The organism is Xanthomonas prunicola (assembly GCF_025266575.1).
In the GTDB taxonomy this organism is placed as follows: domain Bacteria; phylum Pseudomonadota; class Gammaproteobacteria; order Xanthomonadales; family Xanthomonadaceae; genus Xanthomonas; species Xanthomonas prunicola.
Genome location: NZ_CP096142.1, coordinates 3235498 through 3250676, shown reverse-complemented (window position 1 = coordinate 3250676; position 15179 = coordinate 3235498). Strand labels below are relative to the sequence as shown.

General features: G+C 65.2%; 14 protein-coding genes. 5 read left to right on the top strand and 9 right to left on the bottom strand.

Annotation, left to right across the window (positions count from 1 at the left end; genetic code table 11):
• The first annotated feature begins 94 nt into the window (after positions 1–94).
• Both M0D43_RS13825 and M0D43_RS13820 read left to right on the top strand, forming a co-directional pair.
• A complete protein-coding gene (locus tag M0D43_RS13825) occupies positions 95–1387 on the top strand; it encodes an NAD(P)/FAD-dependent oxidoreductase (protein ID WP_260807259.1) in 1293 nt (430 codons plus the stop codon).
• A gap of 52 nt (positions 1388–1439) precedes the next feature.
• A complete protein-coding gene (locus M0D43_RS13820) occupies positions 1440–2054 on the top strand; it encodes a trimeric intracellular cation channel family protein (RefSeq protein ID WP_101362348.1) in 615 nt (204 codons plus the stop codon).
• A gap of 146 nt (positions 2055–2200) precedes the next feature.
• On the opposite strand, the gene rpoH is transcribed toward M0D43_RS13820, so the two are convergent.
• The 6 genes from rpoH to rhlB all read right to left on the bottom strand — a co-directional run bounded on the left by rpoH (position 2201) and on the right by rhlB (position 8277).
• Positions 2201–3076 carry an RNA polymerase sigma factor RpoH gene (gene rpoH / locus M0D43_RS13815; RefSeq protein WP_252161852.1) on the bottom strand — a complete coding sequence of 292 codons (876 nt, stop codon included), beginning with the start codon at positions 3074–3076 and terminating at the stop codon, positions 2201–2203.
• 197 nt (positions 3077–3273) lie between these two features.
• Entirely contained in the window at positions 3274–3999 is a 726-nt protein-coding gene (gene ung / locus M0D43_RS13810) for a uracil-DNA glycosylase (protein WP_252161851.1), read from the bottom strand.
• Positions 3996–4838, bottom strand: coding sequence for a response regulator (locus M0D43_RS13805; protein ID WP_162300956.1), 843 nt, complete (start codon positions 4836–4838; stop codon positions 3996–3998). The genes ung and M0D43_RS13805 overlap by 4 nt, the downstream gene beginning before the upstream one ends.
• Positions 4839–4846: 8 nt before the next feature.
• Complete coding sequence (gene ftsX, locus M0D43_RS13800; protein WP_252161850.1) at positions 4847–5797, bottom strand: permease-like cell division protein FtsX; 951 nt, start codon at positions 5795–5797, stop codon at positions 4847–4849.
• On the bottom strand, positions 5794–6480 hold the full coding sequence (ftsE, locus tag M0D43_RS13795; RefSeq protein ID WP_003484499.1) for a cell division ATP-binding protein FtsE: 687 nt from the start codon (positions 6478–6480) through the stop codon (positions 5794–5796). Before ftsE ends, ftsX begins: the two co-directional genes overlap by 4 nt.
• A 75-nt stretch (positions 6481–6555) precedes the next feature.
• Positions 6556–8277, bottom strand: coding sequence for an ATP-dependent RNA helicase RhlB (gene rhlB, locus M0D43_RS13790; protein ID WP_252161849.1), 1722 nt, complete (start codon positions 8275–8277; stop codon positions 6556–6558).
• 198 nt (positions 8278–8475) lie between these two features.
• On the opposite strand from rhlB, the gene trxA reads away from it, so the two are divergent.
• Positions 8476–8817 carry a thioredoxin TrxA gene (gene trxA, locus M0D43_RS13785; RefSeq protein WP_046964286.1) on the top strand — a complete coding sequence of 114 codons (342 nt, stop codon included), beginning with the start codon at positions 8476–8478 and terminating at the stop codon, positions 8815–8817.
• Positions 8818–9033: 216 nt separating this feature from the next.
• Positions 9034–10923, top strand: coding sequence for a transcription termination factor Rho (gene rho / locus M0D43_RS13780; protein ID WP_252161848.1), 1890 nt, complete (start codon positions 9034–9036; stop codon positions 10921–10923).
• 243 nt (positions 10924–11166) lie between these two features.
• On the opposite strand, the gene M0D43_RS13775 is transcribed toward rho, so the two are convergent.
• The 3 genes from M0D43_RS13775 to M0D43_RS13765 are packed head-to-tail and all read right to left on the bottom strand — an operon-like array spanning position 11167 to position 14797.
• A complete protein-coding gene (locus tag M0D43_RS13775; RefSeq protein ID WP_252161847.1) occupies positions 11167–12039 on the bottom strand; it encodes an energy transducer TonB in 873 nt (290 codons plus the stop codon).
• A gap of 59 nt (positions 12040–12098) precedes the next feature.
• On the bottom strand, positions 12099–13838 hold the full coding sequence (gene aceK / locus M0D43_RS13770) for a bifunctional isocitrate dehydrogenase kinase/phosphatase (RefSeq protein WP_252161846.1): 1740 nt from the start codon (positions 13836–13838) through the stop codon (positions 12099–12101).
• The gene (locus M0D43_RS13765) at positions 13835–14797 is read right to left on the bottom strand and encodes a LysR substrate-binding domain-containing protein (protein ID WP_252161845.1); all 963 of its coding nucleotides are present in this window, start codon (positions 14795–14797) and stop codon (positions 13835–13837) included. Before M0D43_RS13765 ends, aceK begins: the two co-directional genes overlap by 4 nt.
• A gap of 102 nt (positions 14798–14899) precedes the next feature.
• On the opposite strand from M0D43_RS13765, the gene M0D43_RS13760 reads away from it, so the two are divergent.
• Positions 14900–15145, top strand: coding sequence for a hypothetical protein (locus M0D43_RS13760; RefSeq protein ID WP_252161844.1), 246 nt, complete (start codon positions 14900–14902; stop codon positions 15143–15145).
• Positions 15146–15179 lie beyond the last annotated feature (34 nt).

Below are 15179 nucleotides of genomic sequence, written 5' to 3'. Positions count from 1 at the left end.
GACATGATGCCGCAGCAGGGCCGCGCTGACGCGGCGTGTTCATTGCCGATGCGGCATGCTGTCGAGCCCGCGTGGCAATCCATCGGACCTTACGATGACCTCTCCCCCCTCCCAAGCTCCGCTGCATCTTGTTGTGGTTGGTGGCGGTTTCGCCGGCTTATGGGCGACCCGTGCGCTCGATGACCCCAACATCCGCATCACCCTGATCGACCGTCAGAATCATCATCTGTTCCAGCCGCTGCTGTATCAGGTCGCCACCGCCGGCCTGTCAGCGCCGGACATTGCCGCACCGCTGCGGCACATCCTGCGCGAGCAACGTAACGTCGAAGTGCTGCTGGGCGATGTGGCCGAAATCGTTCCAACCCGTCGTCAAGTGCTGCTCGCCGATGGCAAGACGCTCGGCTACGACATGCTGCTGCTGGCCACCGGCGCCACCCATGCCTACTTCGGCAACGACCAGTGGGCCGAGCATGCGCCCGGCCTGAAAACCCTCTACGACGCGCTGGTCCTGCGCCGCAAGCTGCTGCTGGCCTTCGAGCGCGCCGAGGCCGAATCCGACCCCGCCGCCCGCGCGGCCTGGCTGAGCTTTGCAGTGGTCGGCGGCGGCCCCACCGGGGTCGAGCTCGCCGGCACCCTGGCCGAGATCGCCCGCCACACGCTCAAGAACGAATTCCGTCATATCGACCCGCGCCAGGCGCGCGTGCGCCTGGTCGAAGCCGGCCCGCGCGTACTGCCGTCGTTCCCGCACGATCTCACCGACAAGGCGCGCAAGCAGCTGGAGCGACTGGGCGTGGAAGTGCACACCGGCACGCCGGTGACGCATATCGATGCACTGGGCTACCAGCTTGGCGACACGTTCGTGCCGGCGCGCACCGTGGTATGGGCCGCCGGCGTGGCGGCCTCACCGCTGGCGCGCACGCTGGGCGTGCCGCTGGATCGCGCCGGCCGCGTGCTGGTGGAGCCGGACCTGAGCGTGCCCGGCCACCCGGAGATCTTCGTCGGCGGCGATCTGGCGTCGGTGCTGCAGGACGGTCGCCCGGTGCCGGGCGTGGCGCCGGCGGCCAAGCAAATGGGCAAGCACATCGCCAAGGCGATCCGCGCACGTCAACGCGGCCAGACTGCGGCCGCGTTCCGCTATCAGGACTTCGGCAACCTGGCGACCATCGGCCGCATGGCCGCCATCGTGCATGTCGGCAAACTCAAGCTCTCCGGCATCGTCGCCTGGTGGTTCTGGCTGGCCGCACACGTCTACTTCCTGATCGGCTTCCGCAACCGTTTCGTAGTGCTGGTGAACTGGGCGATGGCGTACTGGAGCTATCAGCGCGCCGCCCGCATCATCTTCGGTGGCGCCACCGACGACCCGCCGCCCAGCAGCAAGGACGGGTGACAGCGGCGCAGGCCGTGCGCGATGCTGTGCGGCCTGATTCGACGACCTGATCGTGGCAACTGTCCTGTTCCTGCTGGATCTGCTCGGCACCTTCGTGTTTGCCCTGAGCGGCGCGACTGTGGCAGTGCGCAACCGCCTGGATCTGTTCGGCGTGCTGGTGCTGTCGTGCGCGGCGGCGGTGTCCGGCGGCATCGTGCGCGATGTGCTGATCGGCGCCACCCCACCGGCCGCGCTGGTGCATCCACAGTATCTGCTGGTCGCCTGCCTGGCCGGCGTTGCCGGGTTCTATTGGCACGCAGCGGTGGAGCGTCTGCGCAACCCGGTGCAGATCTTCGACGCGGCCGGGCTGGCGCTGTTTGCGGTTTACGGCACCAGCAAGGCGCTGGACTATCACCTCAGTCCACTCAGCGCGACGCTGCTGGGCATGCTCAGCGGTATCGGCGGCGGTATCGCGCGCGACCTGCTGGTGGCACGCACGCCAGTGGTGTTGCAGGCCGAACTGTATGCGGTGGCCGCGCTTGCCGGCGGCGGCCTGGTGGCCATCGGCCATGTGCTCGGCGTGCCGCAAGCCTGGTCGCTGGCGACCGGCGCCGGTGTGTGTTTCGGCCTGCGCTTCATGGCCATCCGCTATGGCTGGCATTTGCCGGTGGCGCGCCTGCCCGAATAGCCGCCGTCGGCCAAAGCGACGATCCCGGCCGCATGCTTCGGACAGTTCGTCAGCGTCTAGAAGGACCTGAATCCTACACGCCTGCAACGCAAACGGCCCGGAGAACCGGGCCGTTTTTTGCACCATGTCGCGCTTGGTGCAACCGATCAGGCGACGAACAGCGCCTTCATCTTCTTCAGCGCGTTCGCTTCGATCTGGCGGATACGCTCGGCCGACACACCGTACTCATCGGCCAGCTCCTGCAGCGTTACCTTCGAATCCGAATCCAGCCAGCGACGCTTGACGATGTCGCGCGAACGCGTATCCAGACCGGCCATCCCTTCGCGCAGCAACTGCAGCTGGTTGTCTTCGCTGTCGTGACGCTCGTAGGCCTGCGACGGATCTTCCTCGTTGGCCACCAGGTAGCTGACCGGCGACGGCGGGCCGTGATCGTCGTCTTCGTCCGACGACGCATCGAAACCGATATCGCGACCGGACAGACGCGATTCCATCTCCATCACTTCACGCTCGGAGACGTTCAAGTCCTTGGCGACCGCAGTCACTTCCGACGCATTGAGCCAGCCCAGGCGGGTCTTTGACTTGCGCAGGTTGAAGAACAGCTTGCGCTGCGCCTTGGTCGTGGCGACCTTGACGATGCGCCAGTTCTTCAGAATGAACTCGTGCATTTCGGCACGGATCCAGTGCACTGCGAAGCTGACCAGGCGCACGCCCATCTCAGGGTCGAAGCGCTTGACCGCCTTCATCAGGCCGATATTGCCTTCCTGGATCAGGTCGCCCAGCGGCAGGCCGTAGCCGTTGTAGCCGCGGGCCACATGCACCACGAAGCGCAGGTGGGAATGGACCAATTCACGCGCTGCGTCCAGGTCCAGCTCGTCGCGGAAGCGGCGGGCCAGATCCTGTTCCTCATCGACCGACAGCACCGGAATCTGGTGCACGGCACCGATGTAGGCGTCCAGCGAACCGAGCGCACTGGGAATCGGGAGATTGTTTGCCACAAGGGCAGTCGAGGTAGTCTGGTTCATAGGCACCATCTTAGCAGTCGAGCTATTGGACTGCCGGGTATAGAAAGAGTTCCCAGAATTCTATTTATAGAACGTTAGAGCTTTTGAAGACATTGGTGTTCTACAGCCCGGCATTCAAAATTCGATCCTTACATTACCACCAGCCCCGCTGTAAACCGTGACAATTTGGTTGCGAAACGGGCTGCCGGCAGCGCTGTTCAGGCACTGGCGAGGGTGGTCTGCAGCGCACTGCGCGGCGGCAGCGACCAGTCGATTGGGCTGATCCCGCGTCGCTGCAAATGCGCGTTGGTCTTGGAGAAATGCTGGCAGCCCAGGAAGCCGCGGTGCGCCGACAACGGCGAGGGATGCGGCGCCTTGAACACGCGGTGGCGCGCCTGGTCGATGACCTTGCCCTTGGACTGCGCGTAACTGCCCCAGAGCAGGAACACCAGCCCTTCGCGCTCGCGGTTGAGGGTGTCCACCACATGATCAGTGAAGCCTTCCCAGCCCTTGTTCTGATGCGCGCCAGCGCGGCCCTGCTCCACCGTCAGCACGGCATTGAGCAGCAGCACACCCTGGCGCGCCCAGGGCATCAGGTAGCCGTGATCCGGCCGCGCGATACCCAGATCGTCCTGGATCTCTTTATAGATGTTGAGCAGCGACGGCGGCACCGGCACGCCGGGCAGCACCGAAAAGCACAGCCCATGCGCCTGGCCTTCGCCGTGATACGGATCCTGGCCCAGAATCACCACCTTGACCTGCTCGAACGGGGTGGCGTCGAAAGCGGCGAAGATCTGCGGGCCGGGCGGAAACACTCGCGCGCCGGCCGCCTTGCGTTGGCGCAGGAAGGCGGACAACTCCTGCATCTCCGGGCGTAGCAGCCAGTCGCCCACCTTTGCCTTCCACGACGGTTCCAGCTGGATACGTGCTTCCACTTCAGTCATAGCGTGACAGCCTGATCCTCCAAGCGCGCCAAGCGCAGCTGGAACAACACCTTGGTCACCAGCAGGCGCTCTTCGATCGGTTTTTGCACCAGATCATTGGCACCGGCGCGCAGCAATTCGGACTGATTCCGCGGGTTGGTATCGCCGGTCATCACCAACACCGGCAGGCGCCGCTTGCCATAGGCGAAATCGATGCGGATACGCTCGACCACGTCGCGGCCGTTGAGCTCGCCTTTCAGGGTGACGTCGGTCAGCACCACATCGATGCGGCGCTCGGTGCGGCCCAGCGATTCGGCGGTGAGCAGCGCGAAGGCATCCTCGGCGGTGAGCACATGCACCACCTTCAGGCTCTGCCGCTCGAGCATGCGCTTGGTCGCCTCGGCCACCACGCGGCTGTCTTCGATGTAGAGCACGGTTGCACCCACCACCGGCTCGGGCTGCACGTAGCCGCGGATGAATGTGGCCAGGGCTTCATGCCCCAACGCCTTGTCGAAATAATCGGTGACGTACTCGGTGAAGCGGCGCTCCACCAGATGCTGCTGCGCATCGCCGGACACCACGATCACCGGCACATACGCCTGCCCGGCAGTCTCGCGCACGCTGCGCGCCAGGGTCAGGCCGTCGCCATCGGGCAGCGACAGCGAGGTGGTCACCAGATCCACTGCGCCGGCCTCCAGTGCCTCACGCGCTTCGGCAATGCTGGAACAGCCGATCACCTGCACGTTGGGCAGGTCGCGCTTGAGCACGTCGGCAATCAGCTTGCGCACCAGCTTGGAGCCATCGACCACCATCACGCGCGGCGCGTCGCTGATCAGGTGTTTGAGATCTGGTGGATGCATGGCAGGTCTCAGGTCTCGGTGGGACGGGTCTGGCGAAGGAAATGGCCGGTCACCAGCCAGGCACCCAACCATCCCAGCACGAGTGTGCCGACCAGCACCATCGCAGAATGCAACAAATCCAGCCCGTGCAGGGTAAAAGAACTGGCGTAACTGTCGGCCAATGTCGCCAGCGGCGCACGCAACGCCAGGCCCGAGGCGGCAATCAGAGCGAGCGCAACGGCGCCGGCACCGAGCCCATACCACGCCCCCAGATACAGGAACGGGCGACGGATAAAGCCATCGCTGGCACCGAGCAACTGCAGTACGCCAATTTCTTCGCGCCGCGACTGGATGTCCAGGCGCACGGTGTTCCCAACCACCAACACCGCACCGATGCCAAGCAAGGCCGACAGCACCTGCACCAGGCGCTCGCCGAAGTGCAACCAGCCATCCAGGCGCTTACGCCACAGCGCATCGTGCTGCACCTGATCGGTCTGCGGCAGCGCCTGCAGGGCACCGGCCAGTTGCGCGTCGTCGGCCGCATCGGCGGGGGTGACGATGAGCAAGGTGGGCAGCGGGTTATCGCCCAGCGCATCGGCGGCCTCATCGAGCTTGGCGCTCTCGCGCAGCTCGGCCAAACCCTGCTCGGGCGTGCGCAAGGTGACCTTGGCGACGTCCGGGCGCGCACGCAGCTCGCCGGCTAGCGCCTGCGCCGCATCGGCGGCCACCTCGACCTTGAGAAACAGATTGATTTCGCGCGACTGCTGCACGCTGCCGGCCAGCAGTTTGACGTTGTCCAGCGCGATCGATAGCCCCAACGGCAACGCCAGCGCCAAGGCCATCACCACGATGGTCAACAAGGTCGCCCACGGCTTGCGCATCGCACGGCCCAGGCTGAAGGCGATGCTGTGCAGATGGTGGTCGATCCATACGCCCAATCGCGACGGCGCGACGGTTTCGGTATTGGTGGGCTTGCTCATTCGGCCAGGTCCTGCGGCGAGATGTCGTCGACCAGGCGGCCGTGATCCAGAATCAGCACGCGTTTGCGCATCTGCTTTAGCAGGGCGAGGTCGTGGCTGACCACCAGCACGCTGGTGCCGCGCGCAGGAAGTTCGGCAAACAACTGCATGATTTCTGCGGCCAGTGCCGGATCGAGGTTACCAGTGGGCTCATCGGCCACCAGCAGGCGCGGCTCGCCGACGATGGCACGCGCGATGCCCACCCGCTGTTGCTCGCCCGCAGACAACTGCGACGGCAGGGCTTTCTCGCGATGGGCCAGACCGATACGTTCCAGTGCCGAGCGCACGCGCTTGCCGATCTCGGCGCGCCGAGTGCCGCGCAGGATCAACGGCAACGCCACGTTCTCGGCGATGCTGCGGTCGTTGAGCAGGCGGTGGTCCTGATAGACCGCACCCACCTGGCGCCGATGCAACGGAATCTGCCGGCCACGCACCTTGAGCAGGTTGCGTTCGCCCAGCAGCACCGCTCCCTGACTCGGGCGTTCGCTGAGGTGGATCAGTTTCAGCAAGGTACTTTTGCCGGCGCCGGAGTGGCCGGTCACGAACAGCATCTCGCCATCGGCCACTTCGAAGCTGACATCGGTCAGCGCCTGGTGGCCACCGGCGTAGTGCTTGCTGACGTTGTCGAAACGCAGAACGGTCATTCAGCGATTATGCCGGAGCGCCAGTGCTTGCGTCGCATCGCCGATGCGCGGCGATGCGATCAGTGCCGCAAACGGTCAGTTGCCGGAGACCAGCGAACGCAGTCGGCGGCCGATCCGGCTCAACAGCGACGGGCTGCCCGACGGTTTGGTCGCGGCACGCACCGGCTTGGCGACCACCTGGGTGGGCTTGCGCGGCGCGGCAGGCGCGGCAACCGGCGTGGAGGCCACTGCCGGCTCGGCACCTTCGACCGGACGACCGTTGCGGCGACGCCGACGCTTGCGTGGTGCGCGCTCGGCATCGGCCACGATGGTGGAAGGTGCCTGGGCCGCTGCTGCCGCAACCACCGGATGTTCGGTCGGCGCCGCAGTTGCAGGCGCTTGCCCTTCCACCCGCGGCTTACGGCGCGGACGCGGCTTGCCATCGGCACCGGCGCTGCCGCCATCGCGACGACCGCCGCCACTGCCGCTGCGCGACCCGCCGGGGCCACTGCGCCCGCCACCACGACGCTGTTCTTCGGCAGCACGCTGCTCGCGCGCTTCGCGGAAGATCGTGCCCACGCTGTCGCCAGCGTCGTCGTCGGCCTCTTCGCCTTCCACCGGCACGCGTGCTGCACGCGGCAACGGCGTCAACAGCTCGGAGGTCACCGGCTCGACCGGGATCTTCTGCTCGATATAGGCCTCGATGTCCGGCAGGCTCATCGCATAACGCTCGCAAGCGAAGCTGATCGCATCACCTTCCTCGCCCAGACGCGCGGTGCGGCCGATGCGGTGCACGTAGTCTTCGGCGTCGAACGGCAAATCGTAGTTGTAGACGTACTTGACGCCGTCGATGTGCAGACCGCGCGCGGCCACATCGGTGGCAACCAGGATTTCGAGCTGGCCCTTCTGGAAGCGATTGAGCAGCGACTCGCGCTTCTTCTGCGGCACGTCGCCCGACAGCACGCCGACCCGGTAGCCATGGCGCTCCAGGGTGCGCGCCACGCGCTCGACGAACGCCTTGGTGTTGACGAATACCATCGTGCGCGCGCCTTCGCTGCGCGACAGCAGGCCCAGCAGCAGCGTCTGCTTCTCTTCGTCGGACGGGAAGTAGATGCGCTGGCGCACGCGCGCGGCGGTGATGGTCTCGGTTTCGACCACGAGCTTTTCCGGCTCGTTCATGTGCTCGTAGGCCAGCTCCAGCACGCGGTGGCTGAGCGTGGCCGAGAACAGCAGCGTCTGGCGGGTACCGCGCTCGGGCATGCGCCGTAGCAGGAAGCGGATGTCCTTGATGAAGCCCAGGTCGAACATGCGGTCGGCTTCGTCCAGCACGCAGATCTCGCAGGCATGCAGCGACACCACCTTGTGCTGCTTGACGTAGTCGATCAGCCGGCCCGGGGTGGCGATGATCACGTCCACACCGTGCTGCAGCAGTTCGCGCTGCTTGTCGTAGTCCACGCCGCCGTAGACCAGCGCAAAGCGCAGGCCCAGGTCGGCGCCGAACTTCACTGCGTCCTTGTGGATCTGGATCGCCAACTCGCGGGTCGGGGCCAGGATCAGCGCGCGCGGGTCTTCCGGCTTGCGGTCGGCCAGGGCTGGGCGATTCAGCAGGCGATTCATCACCGCCACCAGGAAGGCCAGGGTCTTGCCGGTGCCGGTCTGGGCCTGGCCGGCGACATCGCCGCCCGGCAGCGCGACCGGCAAGGTCAGCGCCTGGATCGGGGTACAGCGGGTAAACCCTGCGCTCTCCAGCCCGGCGACCAACGCCGGATGCAGGTCGAACGAGGAAAAAGTCAAATCGGTTAGCGGTTTGTCGCTCATTATTCCGTCTTCGTGAGGCGCCCTGGGCAGCCCGGGCGCGGCTTGCATCGATGCCGACAGCGTCGCAAACTGCGGCTCTTGTGGCGGACAGCGCGGCTTCAGGACCAACACTTGATTGAGTCGCGCAATGCCCCAGTTTAACGCAATGTAGCGGCCTGCCCGTTCGGGTGGGCCGTTTTGGTTTCCAGGAGACCCAACGTGAGCGATAAGGTTCAACATGTCGGCGATGCCGACTTCGATACAGCGGTACTGCAATCCGGCGAACCGGTTCTGGTGGATTTCTGGGCCGAGTGGTGTGGCCCGTGCAAGATGATCGCACCGGTGCTGGACGATCTGGCCGACACCTACCAGGGCCGCCTGAAGGTCGCCAAGGTCAATGTGGACCAGAACCGCGCGCTGGCCATCAAGTACCACGTGCGCTCGATCCCGATGCTGTTGCTGTTCAAGGACGGGCAGGTGCAGGCAAGCCAGATCGGGGCGGTCGGCAAGGGCCAGTTGACCCAGATGATCGACAAGACCCTGGGCGGCGCGGCCGCCTGAGCAGACGGGCGTCCAGCGATGGGCGCCCGATGATGCGCCGGCAGTTAAATCCTGCGCCGGAAGACGCTTGCGCGGTCACGCGCCGCGGTGATAGTGTCAGTCGGTCCGGCACACGTTCGTGCGCCGCCGTACCCCTCTAGAAACTCTTCTAGACTCCCATCTACCAATAGTTCGCCCCCTAGCTGGGCGCTCGCACCTTAGCGAGGAATCACGCACTTGTCCGATCATCCTTCCTCCGATACTGGGAGCAGCGTTGACGCTCCCGTCGAGAAGCGCGTGCGCAAGCCGCGCGTGAGCAAGACCGCCGTCATCAATGAAGACGGCGGCGCACAGCAGCCCAATCTGCCCTTGCCCGCCAGCCCCGCACCCGAAGCACCTCGTGCCCCGCAGGCACCGTCGCGCACTGCCGATCCGGCACCAGCGCAGACGTCCAGCGATGGCGCACACGCCAGTCAGGCCCCCAGCGCCAACCACGGCGGCGACACCCACGGCGAGTCCCGCGAGGGCGGCCAGTCGCAGCAGCAGCGCTTCAACCAGGCGCAGCAACAGCAGAACCAGAATCAGGCCCAGAGCCAGGGACAAGGCCAGCAGCAGGGTCAAGCCCAGGCACAAGGCCAGAACCAGAACGCCGGCCAGAATCAGCAAGGCCAGGGCGGTCAAGGTCAGGGGCAAAACCAGCAAGGCCAGAACCAGCAGGGCAATCGCCGCGACCGGTTCCGCAACCGCCGCGACCGCGGCCCGCGTGACCGCTTCGGTAACGAAGGCGGCGGCATGCCATCGTCCGATGGCAGCAACGAACCGTTTATCGCACGCCCGCATCCGGCCGTGCCGGAAGGCTTCCCGGTCTACTCGCTGAGCGATCTCAAGCGGATGCCGGCGCAGAAGCTGCTGGATATCGCCGACCAGCTCAACATCCAGGAAGGCGTGGCGCGCGCGCGCAAGCAGGACGTCATCTTCGCCCTGCTCAAGGTGCTCACCCGTCATGGCGAAGGCGTTGCCGCCGATGGCGTGCTGGAAATCCTGCCGGACGGCTTCGGCTTCCTGCGTGCCGCAGAAGCCAGCTATCTGGCCGGCCCGGACGACACCTATATCTCGCCCAGCCAGATCCGCCGCTTCAACCTGCGGACCGGCGATCACCTGTCCGGCCGCATCCGCTTCCCGAAGGACGGCGAACGCTATTTCGCGCTGTCGATCGTGGACACCATCAACGGCGAGCCGCTGGAAGCCAGCAAGAACAAGGTGCTGTTCGAGAACCTGACCCCGCTGTTCCCGCGTCGCCGGTTCCGTCTGGAACGTGGCGATGGGTCCACCGAGGACATCACCGGCCGCATCCTGGATCTGATGGCGCCGCAGGGTAAGGGTCAGCGCGCACTGATCGTCTCTCCGCCCAAGGCCGGTAAGACGATGATGATGCAGCAGGTGGCCACGGCCATCACCACCAATCATCCCGAAGTGCACATGATCGTGCTGCTGATCGACGAGCGCCCGGAAGAGGTGACCGAAATGCAGCGCACCGTGCGCGGCGAGGTCATCTCCTCCACGTTCGACGAGCCGGCTGCGCGCCATGTGCAGGTCGCCGAGATGGTGATCGAACGGGCCAAGCGCCTGGTCGAGCACAAGAAGGACGTGGTGATCCTGCTCGACTCGATCACCCGCCTGGCACGTGCCTACAACAACGTGGTGCCCAGCTCCGGCAAGGTGCTTACCGGTGGTGTGGACGCCAACGCGCTGCACCGTCCGAAGCGCTTCTTCGGCGCGGCACGTAACGTGGAGGAAGGCGGCTCGCTGACCATCATCGCCACCGCGCTGGTCGAGACCGGCAGCAAGATGGACGAGGTGATCTACGAAGAGTTCAAGGGCACCGGCAACAGCGAAGTGCATTTGAACCGTCGCATCACCGAAAAGCGCGTTTATCCTGCGATCGACATCAACCGCTCGGGCACGCGTCGCGAAGATCTGTTGATCGAGCCGGAGCTGCTGCAGAAGATCTGGATCCTGCGCAAGCTGCTGCACCCGATGGACGAAATCGCGGCAATGGAATTCCTGCTGGACAAGATGAAGACCACCAAGTCCAACGACGAGTTCTTCAGTTCGATGAAGCGCTGATTTCGGTCGGCTTTATCGGTACGAAAAAGCCCCGCATTGCGGGGCTTTTTTGTGGGCGGCTTTTGCGTCAGGCAATGCGCTTGGTTGCCCGCGTTTGATCGCACTATTGCGGTCGTTGCGGATCGACTGCGCTGTGGGTGCTCGTTGTGCAGGTGACCATCGGATTGTTGATTCCCTGCCGGACCGGATGCGCGATACGCGCCATCACGATCCGACTCCGCCGGTAGAGTCCTGGGTGAACCTTTAGCTTTCCTGCAGCGGCGTGATCAGGCGCACGCCTTCGCCGCGTACGGAAAACAATCCTGAGCCCGGCAGTGCGTCCGGGCTGTCGGTGGCTGCAGTCGTCTCGTCCTGCGCTCGCCAGGACGCGCTTTGGCGCGGGCCCGGCAGATACGACTGCCATTTTTTCTGCTTGGCATCCAGGTCCTTCTCGGACGCGGCGATGTCGAATGTCACCGGCACGCGCATCTCCCAGAACGGCGCATTGCGCTCGGGCCCGGCCGTGGGCGGGGTAAACGTCCAGCTGCGCGCCTTGGCCATCGAGGCATCGGCAAATTCCTTGCGCCAGCGCGCACGCTTGGACTCGGGGACCAGTGCGGTGAGGTTGACCTGTTCGGCAACCACATCCTCCACCTTGCCGTCGCGTCCGATCTTGAGCAGCAGATAGACCACGCCGGTCGCCCCGCCCCTGAAGGCATTGACCGGATACGGCGGCGGCGCCATGTCCTTGGCCTGTGCGCCATCCCCTTGCTCGGCCTGACCGCCGAAATGCGCGCTGCGGATCGACACCTGGTACTGATTGTCGTCGGCAGGCTTGGCGACCAGCAACAAGCTCATCGGCAGCCGCGCCGGCAAGGCATTGCCGTCGTCCTTGACCGGATCGAACCTCCACGCCGCCACCGAATGCTTGATCCGCTCGCGAACAGCGACAGGCAAACGCTCCTCGTCGGCGAGCGCCACCGCCGTCACGGTGCCGTCTGGCGTCAGCGTCAACGCGCCGGTGACATTCATGCTCGCTTCGATCTGCAGACGCGCAGCGTCCGGCTTGGCGTGCGCAACGCCCATCGCTGCCAGCGAGAAGAGGATGCCCAGACCTACACGTTGCTTCCACTGCATTGCCGTACTCCATTGGTTGATCGCACGTTTTACCAGCCTGCCGCTGCAAACGGAACGGTCTAGGCAAGCCGGCGCGATTCTGCGTAGGGCGGCGTGTCCGGATAATCGTCCTCGCGCAGCCTTGCCTGCAGGTCGCGCCACCACTGCGGGTCGAACAGTTCCGGGTGGATGTGCTTGACCGCTTCCAGTTGCGAGGACGGCAGCCCCATGAACAATGCGAAGCGCTCGGGGAAGACGTCGCGTGGGCCGACATGGAACCAGGGTTCGGCGGCCATCTGTTCTTCGTAGGTGGTGGGCGTGGGCCAGTCGCGAAAGGTGCACTCGGTGATCAGGCACAGCTCGTCGTAGTCGTAGAACACCGCACGCTGATGACGGGTGATACCGAAGTTCTTCAGCAGCATGTCGCCGGGAAAGATGTTGTTGCGCGCCATGTCCTTGATGGCCTGGCCATAGTCCAGCGCGGCCGCATGCGCGGCCTCGGGCAGTTGTTCGCGCAGGTACAAGTTGAGCGGACGCAGGCGCCGTTGCACGTAGCACAGCGCAATCAAGACATCCTCGCCATCCTCGCTCAGGCTCATCGCGCAGCTGGTCTGCAGTTCCTGCAGCAGCGCCGGCGAAAAGCGCGATTTGGGAAAGCGCAGGAAACGATACGGCTGCGCGTCGAGCAGCCGGCCGATGCGATCCAGCTGGAACACCAGTTCGTACTTGCCCTCCACCTGCGCGCGGCTCATGGTCTTGGGATAGGCGAAACGGTCGCGAATGAGCTTGAACACCAGCGGATAGCTGGGCAGCGTAAACACCACCATGACCATGCCGGGCGTGCCATCGGCGTGCACCAGCTGCTCAGACGGCTGTGCCTGGAAATGGCTGAAAAACGTGCGATAGCGTTCGGTCTTGCCCTGCTTGGCGCGGCCCAGCATGGTGTACAGCTCATCGACCGGCTTGTGGGTCAGCAGGCTGCGCAGGAATACCACCGCATCGCCCACCGTCGAGAGGTCGGCTTGAAAATAACTGCGCGAATTGCTGAACAGTTGGGCGACATCGCTGCGCTTGGTCAACACCGCTTCGGCGCGCAAGCCGGCATCGTCGTTGATCAATGCGATGACGCACGGCGAAAACCGGTGCTCGCCGAACACGCGCCCGACCAGATAGGCGCGACGTTCGCGATAGAACACCGTCTCCAGCAATTCGACGCTGCGCACCGGGTGTTCGCCCCAATGCGCAAGATCGTCGAGTAGACGTACCGCAATGGCCGCCGCGCAGCGGGTGCGGTGCGCATACGGCACCGCGAATACGTAATCGCCCAGCACGCGTACCAGCATGTCGGTCAGCCAACCTGGCGACACGGCGTAGGTATGCCGCGCCACCGGCACGGTGATGGCGTCGGTGGGTTCGATATCCAGCGCGATGAATTCGATATCGGCATCCACGCCGTGGGTGCCGAAGTAACGCCGCGTCAGCGTGTTGTAGAAGGTCTTGTACAACTCCTGATCGATCAACCCGGCCAGCAACGCAGCGTAATGACTGCGTGCGCGCATCCACAACGCGCGATCGTGCGCCTGCCCCAGCAGCACGGCGCGCAGGCGCAGCATGCATTCGCTGATGTACTGATCGTAGAGCGCGATACGTGCGACGGCATCATCGCGCGCGCCGCTCCAGTCGCGCATTTCGAAGCGCTGCTTGGCGCGTGCGGTGATCTCGGAAAACCGCGCGTGGTAATCCTCGAACGCTTCGTACACGGCGTGGGCGATCGCCAGCGCGCGGCGTTCGGATTGGGGCGGTAACGGCAGCTGGTTCATGGCGGCAGTGTCCTTGCGCGCTTGCGGCGACGCGTGGTGGGCGGCAGCACGGTAGACGGCGCGGCCATCCCCTGCTGCGCGTGCTCGGCATGTTCGCGCGCCTGCGCCGTGAGCCACTGGCGAAACGCAAGAAAGCCGGTGTGCGTGGCCGAACGCTGCGGGTATACCAGGTAATGCGACCAAGTGGTCTTGAGCCGTTGCGCAGACAGCGCCACCAGCTGACCGGATGCCAGCAACAGGCGCGCGCGCGTCACCCGCCCCATCGCAACCCCGACGCCATCCAGCGCGGCACGGTGATGGGACTCGGACTCGTCGAGCACCGCGGCATACCGTCGCGGCGGCTCGCCTCCGAAGGTCGCGAACCAGCGCAGCCAGTCGCCATCCGGGTCGCCCAGCAGCGGCCATCGCTGCAGCGGCTGCGCATCGATGCCGCCCATGCGTGCGATCAGCGCCGGGCTCGCCATCGGCACCAGCCATTCGTCGAACAACGGTTCGGCGATCACCCCCGGCCACTGTCCGGCACCGATGCGCATGGCCGCATCCACCTGCGGCTGGCGCTCGAAGTCCACCAATCGCTCGCTGGAAAACAGATTGATCTCGATGGTGGGATGGGCTGCCAGAAAATCGCTCAGGCGCGGCACCAGCCACGCCGAGGCCATCGACGGTGTAATGCTCAGTGTGAGCGTGTCTTCGCGGCGCGCAGCGAACGGCTGGAACGCCTCGGAAATCGCATCCAGATGCGGCGCGATGCGGTCGAGCAATTGCTGCCCCTGCGGCGTGGCGCTGACGCCGCGCGCATGCCGCTGCAACAACCGATAGCCCAGGCGCTGTTCGAGTGCACGCACCTGATGGCTGAGCGCGCTGACGGTCAGATGCATCGACGCGGCAGCGCGCGACAGATTGCCCAGACGCACCGCACTGACGAAGCCCTGCAATGCGTGGAGCGGCGGACGCGACATGGCTCACCCTTGAATAAAATTCAACATAGACTTGCAAAACCCTCGCTTTTGCAGGGCCAAGCCTGCGCCTACCGTGGCTTCCACTCAAGTGGGAGCAGGATCATGCGCATCTTTACCGAGTTACTGTTCCAGCATGGACACATTGCCGACGCGGCGCTTGCACGGCAGCTGGCCGAGCCCGAGATCGCGGCGGATGTGGCGACGGACGCTACGCCCGAACCGGCCGAAACTGCGCAAAGCAGGCCGGAAGCGAGCAAGGCTGCGCCTCGACGGCGCGCCGAGAAACGCATGGCGCGGCGTGCGCGCCACTTGGTGCGGGCGATGACCGCACTGTCGCCCTTTCGCTGAAACGACAAGGCCCGCCTGTTGGCGAGGCGGGCCC

Bases quoted from the DNA above. Each gene is read 5' to 3' on its own strand.
- M0D43_RS13825 (WP_260807259.1), top strand. From the start codon at position 95: ATGACCTCTCCCCCCTCCCAAGCTCCGCTGCATCTTGTTGTGGTTGGT.
- rpoH (WP_252161852.1), bottom strand. From the start codon at position 3,076: ATGAACCAGACTACCTCGACTGCCCTTGTGGCAAACAATCTCCCGATT.
- ung (WP_252161851.1), bottom strand. From the start codon at position 3,999: ATGACTGAAGTGGAAGCACGTATCCAGCTGGAACCGTCGTGGAAGGCA.
- M0D43_RS13805 (WP_162300956.1), bottom strand. From the start codon at position 4,838: ATGCATCCACCAGATCTCAAACACCTGATCAGCGACGCGCCGCGCGTG.
- ftsX (WP_252161850.1), bottom strand. From the start codon at position 5,797: ATGAGCAAGCCCACCAATACCGAAACCGTCGCGCCGTCGCGATTGGGC.
- ftsE (WP_003484499.1), bottom strand. From the start codon at position 6,480: ATGACCGTTCTGCGTTTCGACAACGTCAGCAAGCACTACGCCGGTGGC.
- rhlB (WP_252161849.1), bottom strand. From the start codon at position 8,277: ATGAGCGACAAACCGCTAACCGATTTGACTTTTTCCTCGTTCGACCTG.
- M0D43_RS13775 (WP_252161847.1), bottom strand. From the start codon at position 12,039: ATGCAGTGGAAGCAACGTGTAGGTCTGGGCATCCTCTTCTCGCTGGCA.
- aceK (WP_252161846.1), bottom strand. From the start codon at position 13,838: ATGAACCAGCTGCCGTTACCGCCCCAATCCGAACGCCGCGCGCTGGCG.
- M0D43_RS13765 (WP_252161845.1), bottom strand. From the start codon at position 14,797: ATGTCGCGTCCGCCGCTCCACGCATTGCAGGGCTTCGTCAGTGCGGTG.
- M0D43_RS13760 (WP_252161844.1), top strand. From the start codon at position 14,900: ATGCGCATCTTTACCGAGTTACTGTTCCAGCATGGACACATTGCCGAC.